We start from the raw sequence: 16672 nt of genomic DNA, 5'->3' as shown, positions 1-16672 counted from the left end.
TGAAAAATTCGAAAAATTTTGAAAAAAGACATAGATATACCAGTTTCTAAAGACGTGTATGTGGCATTGGTTCTAGAATGGAACGATGAATTCTTATCCAAAGATTGGAATGCCTACATCATAAACAATAGAACAACACCGATAGAAATGGTATTAATTGTCTCTAAAGGTTATGATGAGAAGGTAAAAACTTCCACTATGCGCCATGCCATAGGCGTGGTCGCTGCCAAATCATATGAAAAAATTGAGTTGGTACAAGAGGATGTTCTTCGCCTAAACAATGAGTTTTACGTCACTTATTACGCTGATAATAAACTATTTGAAAGAAAATTCATTTTTAAAAAACATTCCGTTAACGAGGCAAATACAATTACAATACCCATCATAGAAAAGGATGGGATTTTCGCAAAATAACCCCTTTTTTTAACACTCTAATTGCGATATTGACAATTATAATCATCAATTAATTCTCAATACCTATTATAACTATCTGATTTTTACATTATTCAGATAGGTTTTTGCGTTCTCTGGTTTTACTTTTAGTAACTATAGCAATTAAACCAGAAGAACTAATGGAAACAAGTAAATTAAATCGTAGGGATTGGATACGAACAGGACTACTAACCGCAGGTGGAATTACGCTATTGCCGCATTTGGGCATTGCGGAGACCACGAAAGCGTCTATACCATTAGATATGGACGGAAATGCCTTGTACAGTCCCTTCTTTAAAGAATATCTTCCCGAAAAATTTCCTGAAGAGTCAAAATTATTGGCAAAATTGAATGCCAACGAAAACCCATACGGTCCTTCGCCAAAAGCTATTGATGCCTTAAAAAAAGTAGCGACAAAAGGAAATAGGTACGCTTGGAAAGAACTTTTTGCCCTTATTGATAAAATTGCGACAAAAGAAGGCGTAGAAGCCAAAAACATTATGATGGGCCCTGGCTCTTCCGACCTATTGGAAAAGACCGCCATGGTTCTATTTATGGATGGTGGCAATGTAGTCTCTGCCGACCCTTCCTATATGTCCCTAATTCGTGTAGCAGAGGCCACCGGAGCTAACTGGAAACCCGTTCCTCTAAAAAAAGATTGGTCGCACGACCTTAAAGGTATGGAAGCTGCCATTGATAAAGACACCAAGCTAGTTTATATATGTAACCCCAATAACCCTACCGGAAGCCTAACCGATAGTAAAGAACTATTGGACTTTTGTTCCCGTGTTTCAGAAAAAGTACCTGTGTTTGTAGACGAGGCATATCTAGACTTCTTAGAAGACGCAACCAAACAAAGTATGGTCGGATTGATCAATGAGGGTAAAAATGTAATCATAGCCCGTACTTTCTCAAAAATTCATGGTATGGCCGGTTTAAGGGTAGGGTATATTGTGGCACAAGAGACTACCTTAAACAAAATACAAAAAATTACACGTGGCGGTATGGGTATCTCGTATACTTCCATATATGCGGCATTAGCCAGTATGGACGATCCTGATTTTCAAAATTCCTCTAGATCCAAAAATGCCGAATCACGGGAATATGTCTATAAAAGCTTAAAACAATTAGGCTATGACTATGTTACCTCTTACACTAGTTTTATCATTTTTCCCATAGAAATGGACGGCAAACTATTTTTGGAAAAAATGACAGAAAAAAAGGTAGGGGTTAGAGCATTCGAGTTTATGGGCAAGAATTGGTGCAGGGTAAGTATGGGAACCATGGACGAAATGAAAATTTTTACGGCAGCGTTAACCGACGTTCTTGCATAAGATGGATCTAACCCTACAAAAGACAATTACCTTTATCGTTTTTATTGGTATCGGTTTTCTTTTAAAAATAAAGTTCAACTCAAAAGAGGAGCTTTCCGGTATCAAGAAAATCATACTCAACCTTGCCTTACCGGCAACAATATTTATTGCATTGATAGGGGTTAAGATAGATGGTGCTTTACTTTCTTTACCATTTTTGGCACTTACCTTAAACATTATTCTTTTTTCACTGTTTCCGTATTTAATGCCTCTAACGGGCATTAAACATAATTCACCAGAATATAGAACAGCAAGGCTACTCGTGCCTTCTTTAGCCCCCGGTCTTTCATGTTTCCCTTTTGTACTGGAGTTTTTAGGAGAAGATTATTTGGCAAAGGCGGCAATGGCAGACTTGGGCAACAAGGTATTTGTACTTATCATCTTATATCTGGTGGCCATGAATTGGTTTTATAGCAAGAGAGCTATTAAAGCCAAATCAAAAGCCGGAAAATTAAAATCCCTAACAGTGGCAATGATCTCCGAACCTGTAAATATCTTTATAGTCATTGCCTTGATTTTGGTATTTTTCGGTTTTAATATGGAGTCATTGCCATTATTTATCAGCGATACCATTACTAGACTAAGTGTAATAATGACTCCTTTGGTGCTTCTTTTTATTGGCCTTGCCGTAAAAATCAAAAAGCAACAGATCTATAAAATATTTTCTCTTTTGTTCTTAAGGGCAGGGTTTGTGGCCATGCTTTCAGGGATTTTTGTCGTTATGGCAAATATTACGGTGCAACAAGACATCCTGGTGCTTCTATGTTTTGGGCTCAGTGCTTGTAGCTTTTGGCCGTTTTCCCATATATCTGTTGTCGATGCCCAGGAAAAAGGTATAAAAAAGAAGAAAAAAACTTTCAATTCAACGTTCGGGGTAAATATTCTTGCCCTTTCCTTTCCCCTATCTACCATATTTATATTGGCCATCCTATCCAGTGGAGAGTTATTCTCAAATGGTTACACCATAATGGCATTGGGCTCTATTTTTCTTTTAGTGGGAACTACCCCTTTCGCACTGAAAAAGGTATTTCAATTAAAAAAGAAAGAACGTGGCAAAAAACCCAATTTAATTCTCTACAAAACCTCAAGTACCGAAACCTCTTAACTTCATTAAAACTACCCCAAATCAAAAGCGGCACTAAACGGGTTCTACATCATATAAAACAGACTTGATCCAACACTTTTTATAAGATAAAATCGGATAGTTTCTATTATATGACAAAACAATTTTAATATCCTTTAATAAAATTTAAGTTCTTTTGGTTTGTTTATTTCCGAACTAACTGTACCTTTGTGTCTTCAATTATTTCATAATTATGAATAAAGAAGAAGCCAAACAGCAGTTAATAGAAGAGCTAGGGGTTCATTTTGAATCGGAATATTCCCTTCCTCCATTGGCTGCAAGAATTTTTGCCAATTTGGTAATTACTGAAGAGGACGGACTTACTTTTGAAGATTGCCTAACAAAACAATGTGCCAGTAAAAGCTCGGTTTCCACATCGCTTAACTTACTGTTACAAATGGATTTTATTAAATATTTTACCAAGTCGGGAGACAGAAAAAGATATTTCAAGATTGCCAACAAAGACGCTTTTTTTATCGGAAAACTGAATGCCGTGCTCAAAAAATTGGAAAAAGAGTTGGAAATGATAAAAAAGGTTGAAAGCTATAACATAGTACATAATCCACAAAAACATGAAGCCAACAAAGAAAAGAAGAAGATATACATGAAATGCGTTGAAGATACGAAAGCAATATATAGAAAGGCTATTGAAGATTTAAAGAATACACAGGAATAATTTTTTTGTCTTTATAGTTCGTTTATTTCCGAACATTCAGAATTAACAAAACCTTAACAGATACATATTAATCAAATACAAACATCCATCTAAAAAATGAAGAAATTATCAATCATAGGACTATTAAGTGCAGGTCTTCTTTTAAGTTCCTGTTTTGGAACCACCCCTGAAAAGCAGGCAGGAGCCGCTGCTCCACCGCCACCAAGTTTAAAGGTGGGCGAACTGCAAAAGAAGGACATCACTATCTATAACGAATTTGCAACAACTCTAGAAGGCAAGCAAAATGTTGAAATATGGCCAAAAGTAAGCGGCTTTATACAAGAAGTATATGTTGAAGAAGGTCAGAAAATTAAAAAAGGACAATTGCTTTTTAAATTGGAGACCCAAACCCTTAACCAAGATGCAAACGCTGCCAAAGCAGCGGTAAACGTCGCCCAGGTAGAGGTAGATAAACTTAAGCCCCTCGTTGAAAAAAACATCATCAGTGAGGTACAACTGGAAACGGCGAAAGCACAGCTCGCCCAGGCCAAGGCCAATTATGAGAGTATTGCATCTAACATTGGCTATTCGCGAATTACCAGTCCGGTAGATGGTTACATCGGTGAAATTCCCTATAAAACAGGAGCTTTGGTAAGTTCAACTATGACCCAGCCCTTAACTACCGTATCGGATGTGAGTGAGGTACGTGCTTATTTTTCATTGAACGAAAAAGAGCTTTTGGCCCTAAAGGAGTCTATGCCAAAAAACGAGAATAACGGTATTGACCTTAAAAACGCACCCGAAGTAACCCTTGTTATGATCAATGGTCAAGAATATCCCGAACCCGGAAAAATAGCCATGATCAATTCTATAATCAACAGCACTACCGGAAGTGTAACGGCAAGGGCCGATTTTAAAAACAAAAACAATTTGTTAAGCAGTGGTAGTACCGGAAAGATCAAGATGCCGGTTGTTTATGGAGGTGCCTATGAAATTCCACAGGAGGCCACCATAGACCTTCAAGGCAAAAAACTGGTCTATGTACTAAAAGACGACAATACCATCACTACAATGCCCATAAACATAGTGGCGAACACCCAAAAAGGGTTTATTGTAGAAAAGGGAATTGAGGAAGGAACCAAAATAGTTCTTGAAGGTGTTGCCAAATTAAGGGACGGAATGACCATAAACCCTGTCCAATAACAACCACTACATACATTCCATAATCCATAAATAGAGAACAATGTTTCAAAAATTTATAGATCGTCCCGTACTATCTACGGTGATATCGATCATTATTGCCATTCTGGGTATTTTAGGACTGACCTCCCTACCCGTTGAACAGTATCCTGAAATTGCACCGCCTACGGTACAGGTTTCAGCTACCTATACCGGTGCAAACGCCGAAACGGTGCTCAATAGTGTTGTTACCCCATTGGAGGAGCAGATCAATGGGGTAGAAGGCATGTTGTACATGACTTCTACCGCCAGTAACGATGGATCCGCCAATATAAACGTATTTTTTAAACTGGGTACCGACCCCGATATTGCCGCCGTAAACGTTCAGAACAGGGTGGCCCGCGCCAATAGTGTACTGCCAGAGGCCGTAATAAACACCGGGGTAATTACCCAAAAGGCACAGACAAGTGCCCTAATGTTCTTCTCCCTATTTTCGGAGAACGAAAACTACGACGCCACCTTTGTCGAAAACTATGCCCGAATCAATTTGGTGCCCAAGTTGCAACGTATAGAAGGGGTAGGAAACGTTACCGTGTTCGGTGCCAAGGATTACTCGATGCGTATTTGGTTGAACCCCGAAAAAATGGCGGCCTATAAACTTATGCCATCCGATATTCAAGCGGCATTGCGCGAGCAAAACCTTGAGGCGGCCACAGGTAAAATCGGTGAAAATGCCGATGGTATTTACGAATACGTACTTAAATACAAGGGCCGTCTTTCCGAAGAGGCCGAATATGAGAACATCATCATCAAAGCACAGGATAACGGACAATATTTACGTCTTGGTGATGTGGCCGAAATTGAAATGGGCGCCTACAGTTACAGTACCCTGAACGAAGGTATGGGAAAACCCGGTACCGCCGTGGGTATCTTTCAGACCTCGGGTTCGAACGCCAACCAGATCATCGACGCCATCCAGGATATCCTACAGGAAAGTAAGGAGGATTTTCCACAAGGAATCGACTATGTAATCCCGTACAACACCAAAGACTTCTTGGATGCCTCTATCGATCATGTGGTACAGACCCTTATCGAAGCCTTCTTGCTAGTATTTGTCGTCGTGTTCCTTTTCCTACAGGATTTTAGGTCTACCCTAATACCTGCGATTGCCGTGCCAGTGGCCATTATCGGTACTTTCTTCTTCCTCTCGCTATTTGGGTACTCCATCAACATGTTGACCCTTTTTGCCATGATCCTAGCCATTGGTATTGTGGTAGATGATGCCATTGTGGTGGTAGAAGCGGTACATGCCAAAATGGAAGAAGGTGCGGAAAACGCCAAAACGGCTACTAAGTCGGCCATGTCGGAAATATCCGGAGCCATTATATCCATTACCTTGGTTATGTCGGCGGTATTTATTCCCGTATCCTTTATCAGTGGTTCTTCGGGTGTGTTCTACCAACAATTCGGTATTACCCTGGCCATTGCCATTCTTATTTCCGCGGTAAACGCCCTAACCCTGAGTCCTGCCTTGGCAGCACTTTTCCTTAAGCCCCACAACCCGTCGGAAGAACACAAGAAAAAGGGGATTTCGAAACGTTTCTTCACCGCATTTAATACGGCATTTGATGCGATGACGGATAAATATATCGGTTCTGTAAAGTTCTTTTCAAACAAAAAATGGTTAACAGTTTTATCCTTGGTTGTCTTTTCTGCCATCGCCGTAGCCCTATTTAGGTCTACACCAACCGGTTTTATACCGAATGAAGATCAAGGTATTATCTTTACCGACGTATCATTGGCTCCGGGTACCACTTTGGAAAAAACCCAGAAAACGGTTAAGAAATTGGATTCTATTTACCAATCCATGGATGTTATCAAATCTAGGATGAACATTGCCGGTAGAAGTTTCTTGAACGGGGTAAACGGTGGCTCATACGCCTTTTCCGTACTAAAACTACAGGACTTTGATGACCGCAAAGCCGATTCTCTTTCGGTAGATGCGACCATTAAAACCCTATTTGCCAAAGCATCGGCCATTAAAGAGGCCAACATTATCTTTATCGCCCCGCCCAGTGTTCGAGGTTTCGGAAACTCCGCAGGTTTTGAACTTAATCTACAGAGTAAGGATGCCGACGATTGGCTGACCATAGGGCAAACCACAAACGAATTCTTGGCCGCATTGAACGCAAGACCAGAGGTACAATACGCCATCACGTCGTTCAATCCGAATTTCCCACAATACGAATTGCAGGTCGATATCGAAAAAATAAAATCGGCCGGATTGGCCGTTACCGATATTTTCAACGCCATGCAAGGATATTATGGTGGATTGTATACAACCGACTTTAACAAGTTCGGTAAGCAATACCGTGTCATGATCCAGGCCAAACCCGAAGATAGGGCCAACGAAAATTCGTTGAACCATATTTTTGTAACCAACGGCAATGGCGAATCGGTAGCTGTATCGCAATTCGTATCCTTAAAGAAAATTTACGGTCCAGAGGTGGTAAGTAGATTCAACCTGTTGAGCTCGGTGAAGATCAACGGTGCCATGAACCCAGGTTATTCTACGGGTGATGCCATTAAGGCCATCGAAGAAGTTGCCGCCCAGGTATTGCCCACCAATTACACCTATGAATATTCCGGGCTTACCAAAGAGGAAAACAGTGCAGGTAGCCAAACCGTACTCATCTTCCTGTTGAGTTTGGTATTCGTTTATTTCTTGTTAAGCGCCCAGTACGAATCGTACATATTGCCCTTGTCGATCATACTGTCGCTACCTATTGGTATTGCCGGGGCTATCGGATTTATCAACCTGGCAGGACTTGAAAACAACATTTACTTCCAGATCGCCTTGATCATGTTGATAGGTCTGCTTTCTAAAAACGCCATTCTTATCGTAGAATTTGCCTTGCAGCGTAGAAAGCATGGCATGTCTATCATCGACTCGGCCATTGACGGTGCAAAAGCGCGACTTAGACCTATATTAATGACGTCTTTCGCCTTTATCCTTGGTCTATTGCCATTGGCCCTATCATCGGGTATCGGTGCCGTAGGTAACCGATCTATAGGTATGAGTGCCGTTGGGGGTATGTTAATCGGTACCGTGTTCGGTGTCTTTGTTATACCGGCATTGTACGTTATTTTCCAATCCATTCAAGAAAAGGTGAGCGGTGCTCCCCAAGAAACAATCGAAGAAATAAAGAACTAGAGAAATCATGAAGAAATTAGCTATAAATAAATTCTTGTTGGTGGCCATGCTTCCGCTCTTGTTAGAATCTTGCTTTACGGCAAAAACCTATGAGCGGCCGCAGGTCGAAACCGAAAACTTGTACCGTACCGACCAACTGCCCCAAGACAGTATCTCTTTTGCCTCGGTATCATACAAAGACCTTTTTACCGATCCCTATCTGAAAGGTTATATCGAAAAAGGTTTGGAGAACAATCTCGACATCCGTATTGCCCTGCAGAACATCGCAGCGGCAGAGGCCTATGTAAAACAGGGGAAAGCAGGTTACCTGCCCACCATTAACGGGGCGGCCACGGCAACCAGAACGGCAAAAACCAGTAAAAACGGTCAGTTCGGAAGTATTTTTTCACAGCCCTATAATCAATTTGAAGCCTCGGGAACCCTATCATGGGAGGCCGATATCTGGGGAAAAATAAGAAGTACCAAACGGGCAAGCGACGCCAGTTACTTGCAGACAGTGGCCGCACACAAAGCGGTTAAAACGAGCTTGGTGGCACAAATAGCGTCCATATACTACCAATTGTTGGCCCTGGACAAGCAAATTGCCGTAACCGAGGAAACCATTGAAAACCGTATGAGGAGCTTGGAGACCATTACCGCCCTGAAAGAGGCAGGGCAGGCGAACCAAGTCGGGGTAGATCAAACGGCCGCACAGTTGTACAGTGCCCAAAGCCAGTTGTTAGACCTTAAAAACTCGCTTTTTAAGACCGAGACCACCTTGAGTATTCTTTTGGGAGAGCAACCACAGACCTATACCCGTGGTTCCCTTGACGACCAAGACTTGGCAAGCGATATGCAACTGGGGGTTCCTGCGCTATTGTTGCGCAACCGACCCGATATTATGCAGGCCGAGTTCGGTTTGGTTAACAGCTTTGAGCTAACCAATGTGGCCCGTAGCAACTTCTACCCTTCCATTACCCTATCGGCCCAAGCCGGTTTTCAAAGTCTGGAGATCGACAATTGGATCGATGCCAGTTCTGTTTTCGCCAACCTTGTAGGTGGCCTTACACAGCCCATCTTTAACGGCCGTAAGGTCAGAACGGCCTACGAGGTGGCCAAGGCCCAGCAAGAGCAGGCGCTCCTTACCTTTAAAAAGACCCTGCTTACTGCAGGCAAGGAGGTTTCGGATGCCTTGAACGAATACAACACAGCGGTTGAAAAAGAAGCCTATATTACCAAGCAAGTGGTCGCCCTAAAAAGGGCCGAAACCAACTCGGAAGAACTATTAAATAGTGGATACTTAACCTATTTGGATCTGTTGACCGCAAGGGAAAACTCATTGAACGCCGAACTTAGCTTGGTAGACAACAAATTGTCCCAATTATCTGCTACAGTAGAGTTGTACCGTTCCCTAGGTGGTGGATGGCACTAATATAACGACCTATGTTCAACAAGGACCGCTTTTTGGAATTTGCCCTTTCGAAGTTTGCAATATTTGGAAGCAAGCGCTTTACGCTGGACGACCTGGCCCAAGAGCTCGGTATATCAAAAAAAACGATATACGAGAACTTTAAGGGCAAGGAAGAGATTATTCAGGAAAGTTTGGCGGCTCTTATGAACAAGTTAAGGTCTGAAATAAACGACTGTGTAGAAAAGGAAAAATCTGACCCTATCCGAGCTGTAATAGGTATTTACAGGATAGGGTTGGATACCTTTAAATCTTTCAGTCCCAATTTTTTGAGAAGCCTAAAAAAATACTATCCCAATGTCTACCGTGTGTTCAATGATTTTCGTGAAAAAGAGGTTTCCGTTCTTGTGAAAGACCTGCTATTAAGTGGGCAGGAGAAAGGCCAGATCAGAAAAGACGTCAATATTGACCTTACCTATGAACTTTATTACAATCGTATGGAATACATTGTGCACGCCGAAAACAAGAACTTCTATGAAAAATTTACTCCCGAAGAGCTCTTGAACCATATCATAATCAATAATTTAAGGGGTATATCTACCAAAAGCTATCTAGACCAAAACGACTCGGCCTTTCAATTGTAGGCTACCACGATTTAAACGGTTTTTTACCCAATTGCGAATTGTAGTATCTTACTTCGCCCGTTACCTCTTTCCCCAACCATTCCGGTTTTTTAAAATTTTCTTCCTCTTCCCGTAGTTCCACTTCGGCCACGACCAAGCCTTCATTGTCGCCATAAAACTCGTCTACTTCAAAAATATGTTGCCCCACGGGTACATTATAGCGCACCTTATCGATAACGCCTGGTTCACAAATAAGCAATAACTGTTCGGCATCGGATATTGGAATCTCCTTTTCCCATTCAAACCGTATGGTTCCGGCATCGTTCGATTTTCCCTTTACGGTTAAAAAACCTGAATCTGCCTTGATCCTGACCCTAACCGTTCGCTCCGGATGCGTATTCAAAAAGCCTTGAACTATTCGCTCTTTCGAAGTGGCCTGTTCTTGATACGCTGAGGAGGTAACCAAAAATTTACGTTCAATCTCTATCACCTGATGCTATTTTATGTATTTTGTCCGATTCTATGATCGGTCTTGTATACCCTGTATTCGCTACCATTATCATAGCTTTTGCTATGGTCTCCGGGTCTATGGAGCGATATTTCCGCAAGGGGCCGGCCAAGACCAAATTTACACCTTTCATAAGTTGTTTGAACACCCATTCACCCAAACGTTTTTCTTCACGTTTGCCCCCTATCAACGAAGGTCTAAAGATATAGGTGTTCTTTAGGTCTTCACGGAGTACCGCTTCTTCCATTTCACCCTTTAAACGATTGTAAAAAACGCGGCTCTTGGCATTGGCACCCATTGAAGATATCACCAAGAAGCCCGAAATACCATTTTGGGCACAGAGCTTGGCTGCCGCTACGGGAATACCGTAATCAATCTTGCGGTACATTTCTTTTTGTGGTGTTTTCGACTTGGTGGTACCGATGCAACAGAACACCTCATCACCGGTAAAATCGGCTTCAAATTCTTCCAATTGCATCAAATCGCCCAAATGCTCCTCTATCTTTTTATCTACAAGGCCCATGCTTGAACGGGAGAACAATTTTATCTTTTCATAACGATCGTCCTGTAACAAAAGCCGTAATAAAATACCCCCTGTCAACCCGGTCGCCCCAAGCACTATCGCCGTTTTTCTTTGTGTTTCCATCCAACTAAATATACCTTAATTTTACAGCATGTCCAACGATTTTCCAAGACGAAAGATCATTCATGTAGACATGGATGCCTTCTACGCATCGGTTGAGCAGCTAGACCATCCGGAACTGCGCGGAAAGCCCATTGCCGTTGGAGGAAGCTCAAAGCGCGGCGTAGTAGCCGCCGCCAGTTACGAAGCACGAAAATTTGGGGTCAGGAGTGCCATGAGCAGTGTTATCGCCCAACGCAATTGCCCCGAACTCATTTTCGTAAAACCCCGTTTTGATCGTTACCGAGAAATATCACATCAAATCAGAAACATATTCTACGAGTATACCGATCTGGTAGAGCCCCTATCACTGGACGAGGCCTATCTAGATGTAACGGTGAACAAAAAGGGGAACCCCTCGGCCACTTTGATCGCCCAAGAAATACGCCAAAGGATTTTCGATACCACGGGCCTGAATGCCTCTGCGGGTATCAGCATCAACAAATTTATCGCCAAAGTGGCCAGCGACGTGAACAAGCCCAACGGACAAAAGACCGTAAACCCAGAGGAGGTTCTGCAATTTCTGGAGGACTTGGAAATCAGAAAATTTTATGGCGTGGGAAAGGTGACCGCTGAAAAAATGTACAAACTGGGCATTTTTACGGGCAAAGACCTAAAACAAAAAACAGAACAGTTTTTAGAAGAACACTTTGGCAAAAGTGGCCGATACTATTACCATGTGGTCAGGGGCATACACACCAGTCCCGTAAAACCGCACCGTATTCCCAAATCGGTAGGGGCCGAGCGCACCTTCAGCGAAAACCTGAGCAGCGAAATCTTTATGCTGGAACGGCTGGACCACATTGCATCGGAATTGGAACGACGCCTAAAAAAATCGAAGATTGCCGGAAAAACGGTCACCCTTAAAATAAAGTACAGCGACTTTACCCTGAATACACGAAGCAAGACCCTGCCCTACTATATTGCCGAAAAAGGATTGATCCTCGAAACCGCAAAGGAGCTTCTATACCAAGAAAAACTGCAAAATTCGGTGCGCTTGCTGGGCATTTCCCTGGCCAACCTCAACACCGAAAAAGACACAAAAACCCAAAAAAAGGAGACCGTTTCGGTACAGTTGAAATTTGATTTTTAACTAAAAAAAGCCACTGGGGTACAATTATTCCAGCGGCTTTAAAGACTCCTATTTTAAAACTATTATTTTACTGTTAATGTATTATCTGTAGCCGTTGGATTCAAAGGACAAAAATAAACATACTCACCTTTCTCCAACACGGTAGGCTTGGAGGATTCTGTTTTACCCGTCTCAACCTGTTTTTTTACATAGGCTGTTTTAATATGATTCTCGGGCTTCGAAATATCCTGTCCTTTTTTTACCAAAACAAAACCGACGTTGTGCCCTACATTATTATTGGAAATCTCAAAAATGTACGTTCCTTCAGATACCGTTATTTGTTTCTGGGTAAACTCTCCCGGTACCTGCTCTAGCGCAATAACCTCTGTAGAACCTTTCATTGTTTTGTCTTGAGCGTTCGCTGAGAATATCGCCCCTATTACCAATACCATTATTATAACTAATCTTTTCATAATTCTTGTTTTTAAAATTTGTTCTCCCACTATTGGGACTAATGTTATGTATTATTTGTTTTTATCTAGAATGTCTCTACTGTTTCCAAAGGTTTTGCTTCTGGAAAATCTACCGGTACGTTGGTAGTTTTATGTAGATAATTTGATATGGTCTTGTCGCCCACCAACACAATGGTATCCACTAAATTTTCCTTGGTCCAACCGGCTTTCAAAAAATTATCTATAACCGATTGATCCGTTGCTCCTCTGTTCTCCGTGATATTTTTGGCCAGTTTGGCCAATGCATCCAACTGGGTATCAAAAGAGGCATGCCCCTTTCTAAGTTCCAATATTTGGTCGTCGGTAAAACCGTTCATTTTTCCTATTGCCGTATGTGCTGCCAAGCAATAATTACAATCGTTTACTTGGCTTACAGCCAGGTTCACCACCTCTTTCTGCTTTGCGCTAAGGGATGTTTTTGCATTACTCAATGCCAAATAATTTGCCAATGCATTCTCAGAATGTGCATAGGTGGCATATAAATTTGGAACAAAGCCTACAGCTTTTTCAAGATTGTCGAAAATTTCCTGGTTTTCGTTTGATACTTCTTCTCTTTTAGGTACATTAAATATGCTCATAACTGTTTTTTTGATTATAATGATATGTATGGCTTTTCTGCATCACAGTAAAAATCGTGATGGTGCTTTTGCTCGCAATGTGTTTTGGCACTTAAGGTTGTTTTTACCTCTTTTTTAGACTGCCCGAATATTTCGATTAAATTGAAAATAGACTTGATATGTGTCTTCATCTTTCTTTGTTTTTAATTACACTGCAAAGATGCGACCGTAAGAAGGGTATTTGTTAGGAGCCATTGCCCGACTACTTGTACAATTTTCCCTTTATGAACCTAACACTTGTGTTTGTTTGTATTTAGAAGGAGAATAGCCCGTCATTTTTTTGAAGAATTTGCTAAAATGTGCCGGGTCGTTAAAACCTAATTCAAAAGCTATTTCTTGATGTTGCTTGTCGGTAAAGCTAATAAGTCGCTTTGCTTCCAATGCCAAACGTTCCAAAATAATTTGTTGTGGAGATTTTTGGTTATAGATCGCAAAAAGATTGGAGAGGGTCTTAGGACTCTTAAAAAGAAGCTCGGCATATTCGCTTACCTTTCTTTTTGTTTTAAAATGGGTATCCACAAGAACATTGAATTTTCGCATTATTTCTATCTGCTCGTTATTCAAAGATTTTAAAAAGTGTTGTTCTTTTGCCAAACGTGTACATATAATTATTAAACGCTTTAATAGCATTTGCAACATATCTCCCTGTATTTGGTCCGATGTGTCAAATTCCTCTTTAAACACTTCAAATAGTATAGTAAACTTATGCTCTTGTTCTGGTGGAATAGTTATGATCGGCAAATCTTGGGTACCAAAAAACAGTATCCCATTACATGAAACCTCACTGTCGTGATCATTGATGCAGTAAAAGGCCCTATTAAAAAGAAAACTTATCAAAGGAGCTTCCGTATTCGAGAAACTTACATGTTGTAAGTATGTAGTAGTCACAAGTTGATTTGGCCGTAAAGTAATGGTAAGACCATCTATACACAAAAATACCGGTACCTTGTTCCTATTCCAAAGAATTTGTATGTTCCCAGAATTGATAGAAAAGCTATTTTGATACTTTTTAATATCATCGGTAAACCCAAAAAGAGATCCCAATTTGGGATCATGAAATTCGAATTTCATATTCTTTGTTTCTTTAATTGGCCTTGTTCTATTCTTTTAGTCTCCGTTCCTGTTCATCCTTTACAAGCCAAAAGATATTTTATTAGCCCTTTTGTTAAACAAAAGAGTTAATCGATATTAAATATTTTAATCGGACCTTCTATTTTTATAGTTTTATGGTTACTAAGAAGTAACGTGTTCTATGTCTGACCTGATTAATTACGATGCTGCCGTTGATAGATTTCAAAAGACACTAAAAATCAACACCCTACCTTTAAACTCTTGGGATTTTTACGGTACTTGTTTCGATAAAATTTTAAACTCGAACAATGATATAAAGTTGCTGTTAAACCTGGCCGAAAGCAATCGCTGGAATTTTAATACCTTAAATTTTGAAGAAGAGCTAATAGATAAAGAACATACTATCGTTGTAACGGATGTTGATTTGCATATCGTGTATGCCTCTCAAAATATATGGGAAATGAACAGATACAGACCTGAGGAAATAATAGGACAGAAACCAAAAATTTTTCAGGGAGAAAAGACCTGTAAAAAAGCGCTTAAGGTTGTATCCGATAGTATAAAAAACCAAAAGCCATTCGAGGTTATAATCGTAAATTATAGAAAAGACGGTACTACCTATAATTGTCATATTCAAGGACAGCCCATATTTAACAAAACCGGAAAGATCATAAACTTTATTGCCTTTGAAAAGGAAGTCGCCTAGTTGGACACAAATAAAAACAGAAAGACCCACTTAAAATTAAGTGGGTCTTCTATTTACAATAGATCGTACTTTTTTAAAAATTACAGTTTTCTATCTCAGAAACCCTTAAGGTGTTTACCATGCCTTTTTCTTTTATTGGCATGGCCGCTAGACTGACCAACATATCACCTACCTCTAAAAAGCCTTTTTTACAAGCAATGGCATTCACGTCTTCTATAGTTTGATCTGTAGAAACAAACTTATCGTAATAAAACGCTTGCACTCCCCAAAGTAAATTTAGCTGGGTAAGAATTCTTTTGTTAGAAGTAAATACCAAAATATGTGCACTGGGCCTCCATGCAGAAATTTGAAATGCCGTGTACCCACTATTTGTTAAAGTTGAAATGGCCTTGGCCTTTATTTCATTGGCCATTAATGCCGCATGATAACAAATAGATTTGGTAATATACCTTTTGGTGCGTACATGTGGCGGTTCGTGCGGAACCTTAATAAGTTCCGATCCCTCTACACTTTCCAAAATACTTGCCATTTTCTCTATAACCTGTACAGGATAGTTCCCCACAGAGGTTTCTCCAGAAAGCATTACAGCATCGGCACCATCCATTACCGAATTGGCGACATCGTTCACCTCTGCCCTAGTTGGGGTAAGACTTGTAATCATAGTCTCCATCATTTGGGTGGCTATAATTACAGGTATTCTCGCTTTTTTGGCCCTAAGAACTAATTTTTTCTGAATTAAGGGTACTTCTTGCGCTGGAACCTCTACCCCTAAATCACCCCTGGCGACCATTAATCCATCACAATAGGCAACTATCTTGTCTATATTCTCAACTGCTTCTGGTTTTTCAATCTTTGCAATGATAGGAATCTTGTGATCTGAATGCTTTTTGATAATATTCTGAAGATCTATTAGGTCTTGGCTGAACCTAACAAACGAAAGTGCGATCCAATCTACTTCCAATGAAATTGCAAATTCGGCATCCTTAATATCTTTGGGAGTCAGTGCCGGTAATGAAATATTGGTATTGGGTAGGTTAACCCCTTTCTTGGATTTTAAGGGCCCGCCTTGAATTACTTTTGCTTTTACCTCGGTTTCACCGTTCGTGGATATGGCCTCGAACATAAGCTTACCGTCGTCTAGAAGTATACGCTCGCCGGGCTTTACATCTCTTGGAAACTCTTTGTAATTCATATAAACACGTTCGTTGGTACCTTCAAAAGGCTCACCGGTAACGAAGGTTATTTCGTCGCCAGGACTCACAACAACCTCTCCGGCCATAACACCAACCCTTAATTTTGGTCCTTGTAAATCGGCCAAAATAGAAGTGTTTATTTCCAATTCTTCATTCAATTCACGAATCATTTTGACCCGTTCCTTTACATCTTCATAATCGGCATGGGAAAAGTTGATCCTAAAGACATCTACTCCTGCCTGCATCATGCTTCTTAGCACGTCTTTCTTACTTGTAGCCGGCCCCAAGGTCGCTACGATTTTTGTCTTCTTGTTAGTTGGCATTC

The 16672-nt window shown here is 40.8% G+C and carries 17 protein-coding genes; 10 read left to right on the top strand and 7 right to left on the bottom strand.

Going from position 1 to position 16672, the window contains the following annotated elements; all coding sequences use genetic code 11:
• Positions 1–18: 18 nt before the first annotated feature.
• From AB657_RS13910 to AB657_RS13875, 8 genes are all read left to right on the top strand, one after another.
• Positions 19–414 (top strand): hypothetical protein, encoded by a 396-nt coding sequence (locus tag AB657_RS13910; protein WP_047247043.1) that lies wholly within the window; start codon positions 19–21, stop codon positions 412–414.
• A gap of 158 nt (positions 415–572) precedes the next feature.
• The gene (locus tag AB657_RS13905) at positions 573–1766 is read left to right on the top strand and encodes a pyridoxal phosphate-dependent aminotransferase (RefSeq protein ID WP_047247042.1); all 1194 of its coding nucleotides are present in this window, start codon (positions 573–575) and stop codon (positions 1764–1766) included.
• 1 nt (position 1767) lies between these two features.
• A complete protein-coding gene (locus AB657_RS13900; RefSeq protein ID WP_047247041.1) occupies positions 1768–2910 on the top strand; it encodes an AEC family transporter in 1143 nt (380 codons plus the stop codon).
• Positions 2911–3121: 211 nt separating this feature from the next.
• Positions 3122–3604 (top strand): GbsR/MarR family transcriptional regulator, encoded by a 483-nt coding sequence (locus AB657_RS13895; protein ID WP_047247040.1) that lies wholly within the window; start codon positions 3122–3124, stop codon positions 3602–3604.
• A 96-nt stretch (positions 3605–3700) separates the two neighbouring features.
• Positions 3701–4786: an efflux RND transporter periplasmic adaptor subunit gene (locus AB657_RS13890; RefSeq protein WP_047247039.1), complete on the top strand. Its 1086-nt coding sequence runs from the start codon at positions 3701–3703 to the stop codon at positions 4784–4786.
• 40 nt (positions 4787–4826) lie between these two features.
• Entirely contained in the window at positions 4827–7976 is a 3150-nt protein-coding gene (locus AB657_RS13885) for an efflux RND transporter permease subunit (protein ID WP_047247038.1), read from the top strand.
• A 7-nt stretch (positions 7977–7983) separates the two neighbouring features.
• A complete protein-coding gene (locus AB657_RS13880) occupies positions 7984–9387 on the top strand; it encodes a TolC family protein (protein ID WP_047247037.1) in 1404 nt (467 codons plus the stop codon).
• A gap of 11 nt (positions 9388–9398) precedes the next feature.
• Positions 9399–10007, top strand: coding sequence for a TetR/AcrR family transcriptional regulator (locus AB657_RS13875; protein WP_047247036.1), 609 nt, complete (start codon positions 9399–9401; stop codon positions 10005–10007).
• A 1-nt stretch (position 10008) separates the two neighbouring features.
• Here AB657_RS13875 and AB657_RS13870 read toward each other — a convergent pair whose 3' ends face one another.
• Both AB657_RS13870 and AB657_RS13865 read right to left on the bottom strand, forming a co-directional pair.
• Positions 10009–10476 (bottom strand): CYTH domain-containing protein, encoded by a 468-nt coding sequence (locus tag AB657_RS13870; RefSeq protein WP_047247035.1) that lies wholly within the window; start codon positions 10474–10476, stop codon positions 10009–10011.
• Entirely contained in the window at positions 10463–11140 is a 678-nt protein-coding gene (locus AB657_RS13865) for an NAD(P)H-binding protein (protein WP_047247034.1), read from the bottom strand. Before AB657_RS13865 ends, AB657_RS13870 begins: the two co-directional genes overlap by 14 nt.
• A 28-nt stretch (positions 11141–11168) precedes the next feature.
• On the opposite strand from AB657_RS13865, the gene dinB reads away from it, so the two are divergent.
• A complete protein-coding gene (dinB, locus tag AB657_RS13860; RefSeq protein ID WP_047247033.1) occupies positions 11169–12269 on the top strand; it encodes a DNA polymerase IV in 1101 nt (366 codons plus the stop codon).
• Between the two features lie 62 nt (positions 12270–12331).
• Here dinB and AB657_RS13855 read toward each other — a convergent pair whose 3' ends face one another.
• The 4 genes from AB657_RS13855 to AB657_RS13845 all read right to left on the bottom strand — a co-directional run bounded on the left by AB657_RS13855 (position 12332) and on the right by AB657_RS13845 (position 14448).
• Positions 12332–12721 (bottom strand): plastocyanin/azurin family copper-binding protein, encoded by a 390-nt coding sequence (locus AB657_RS13855; protein ID WP_047247032.1) that lies wholly within the window; start codon positions 12719–12721, stop codon positions 12332–12334.
• 65 nt (positions 12722–12786) lie between these two features.
• Complete coding sequence (locus tag AB657_RS13850) at positions 12787–13338, bottom strand: carboxymuconolactone decarboxylase family protein (protein ID WP_047247031.1); 552 nt, start codon at positions 13336–13338, stop codon at positions 12787–12789.
• A gap of 14 nt (positions 13339–13352) precedes the next feature.
• Positions 13353–13508 carry a hypothetical protein gene (locus AB657_RS18015; protein ID WP_157491755.1) on the bottom strand — a complete coding sequence of 52 codons (156 nt, stop codon included), beginning with the start codon at positions 13506–13508 and terminating at the stop codon, positions 13353–13355.
• A gap of 91 nt (positions 13509–13599) precedes the next feature.
• Positions 13600–14448 carry a helix-turn-helix domain-containing protein gene (locus AB657_RS13845; RefSeq protein WP_047247030.1) on the bottom strand — a complete coding sequence of 283 codons (849 nt, stop codon included), beginning with the start codon at positions 14446–14448 and terminating at the stop codon, positions 13600–13602.
• A 181-nt stretch (positions 14449–14629) separates the two neighbouring features.
• Here AB657_RS13845 and AB657_RS13840 point away from each other — a divergent pair, with 181 nt between their 5' ends.
• Complete coding sequence (locus AB657_RS13840) at positions 14630–15154, top strand: PAS domain-containing protein (RefSeq protein WP_047247029.1); 525 nt, start codon at positions 14630–14632, stop codon at positions 15152–15154.
• 73 nt (positions 15155–15227) lie between these two features.
• Here the strand turns inward: AB657_RS13840 and pyk are convergent, their stop codons facing one another.
• On the bottom strand, positions 15228–16670 hold the full coding sequence (pyk, locus tag AB657_RS13835) for a pyruvate kinase (RefSeq protein ID WP_047247028.1): 1443 nt from the start codon (positions 16668–16670) through the stop codon (positions 15228–15230).
• Positions 16671–16672 lie beyond the last annotated feature (2 nt).

This window comes from Maribacter thermophilus, from assembly GCF_001020565.1.
GTDB lineage: Bacteria > Bacteroidota > Bacteroidia > Flavobacteriales > Flavobacteriaceae > Maribacter > Maribacter thermophilus.
Note: the sequence above shows the minus strand (reverse complement) of the source record. Positions and strands in the feature narration are given on the sequence as shown.

Bases quoted from the DNA above. Each gene is read 5' to 3' on its own strand.
- AB657_RS13905 (WP_047247042.1), top strand. From the start codon at position 573: ATGGAAACAAGTAAATTAAATCGTAGGGATTGGATACGAACAGGACTA.
- AB657_RS13900 (WP_047247041.1), top strand. From the start codon at position 1,768: ATGGATCTAACCCTACAAAAGACAATTACCTTTATCGTTTTTATTGGT.
- AB657_RS13895 (WP_047247040.1), top strand. From the start codon at position 3,122: ATGAATAAAGAAGAAGCCAAACAGCAGTTAATAGAAGAGCTAGGGGTT.
- AB657_RS13890 (WP_047247039.1), top strand. From the start codon at position 3,701: ATGAAGAAATTATCAATCATAGGACTATTAAGTGCAGGTCTTCTTTTA.
- AB657_RS13885 (WP_047247038.1), top strand. From the start codon at position 4,827: ATGTTTCAAAAATTTATAGATCGTCCCGTACTATCTACGGTGATATCG.
- AB657_RS13880 (WP_047247037.1), top strand. From the start codon at position 7,984: ATGAAGAAATTAGCTATAAATAAATTCTTGTTGGTGGCCATGCTTCCG.
- AB657_RS13875 (WP_047247036.1), top strand. From the start codon at position 9,399: ATGTTCAACAAGGACCGCTTTTTGGAATTTGCCCTTTCGAAGTTTGCA.
- AB657_RS13865 (WP_047247034.1), bottom strand. From the start codon at position 11,140: ATGGAAACACAAAGAAAAACGGCGATAGTGCTTGGGGCGACCGGGTTG.
- dinB (WP_047247033.1), top strand. From the start codon at position 11,169: ATGTCCAACGATTTTCCAAGACGAAAGATCATTCATGTAGACATGGAT.
- AB657_RS13855 (WP_047247032.1), bottom strand. From the start codon at position 12,721: ATGAAAAGATTAGTTATAATAATGGTATTGGTAATAGGGGCGATATTC.
- AB657_RS13850 (WP_047247031.1), bottom strand. From the start codon at position 13,338: ATGAGCATATTTAATGTACCTAAAAGAGAAGAAGTATCAAACGAAAAC.
- AB657_RS18015 (WP_157491755.1), bottom strand. From the start codon at position 13,508: ATGAAGACACATATCAAGTCTATTTTCAATTTAATCGAAATATTCGGG.
- AB657_RS13845 (WP_047247030.1), bottom strand. From the start codon at position 14,448: ATGAAATTCGAATTTCATGATCCCAAATTGGGATCTCTTTTTGGGTTT.
- AB657_RS13840 (WP_047247029.1), top strand. From the start codon at position 14,630: ATGTCTGACCTGATTAATTACGATGCTGCCGTTGATAGATTTCAAAAG.
- pyk (WP_047247028.1), bottom strand. From the start codon at position 16,670: ATGCCAACTAACAAGAAGACAAAAATCGTAGCGACCTTGGGGCCGGCT.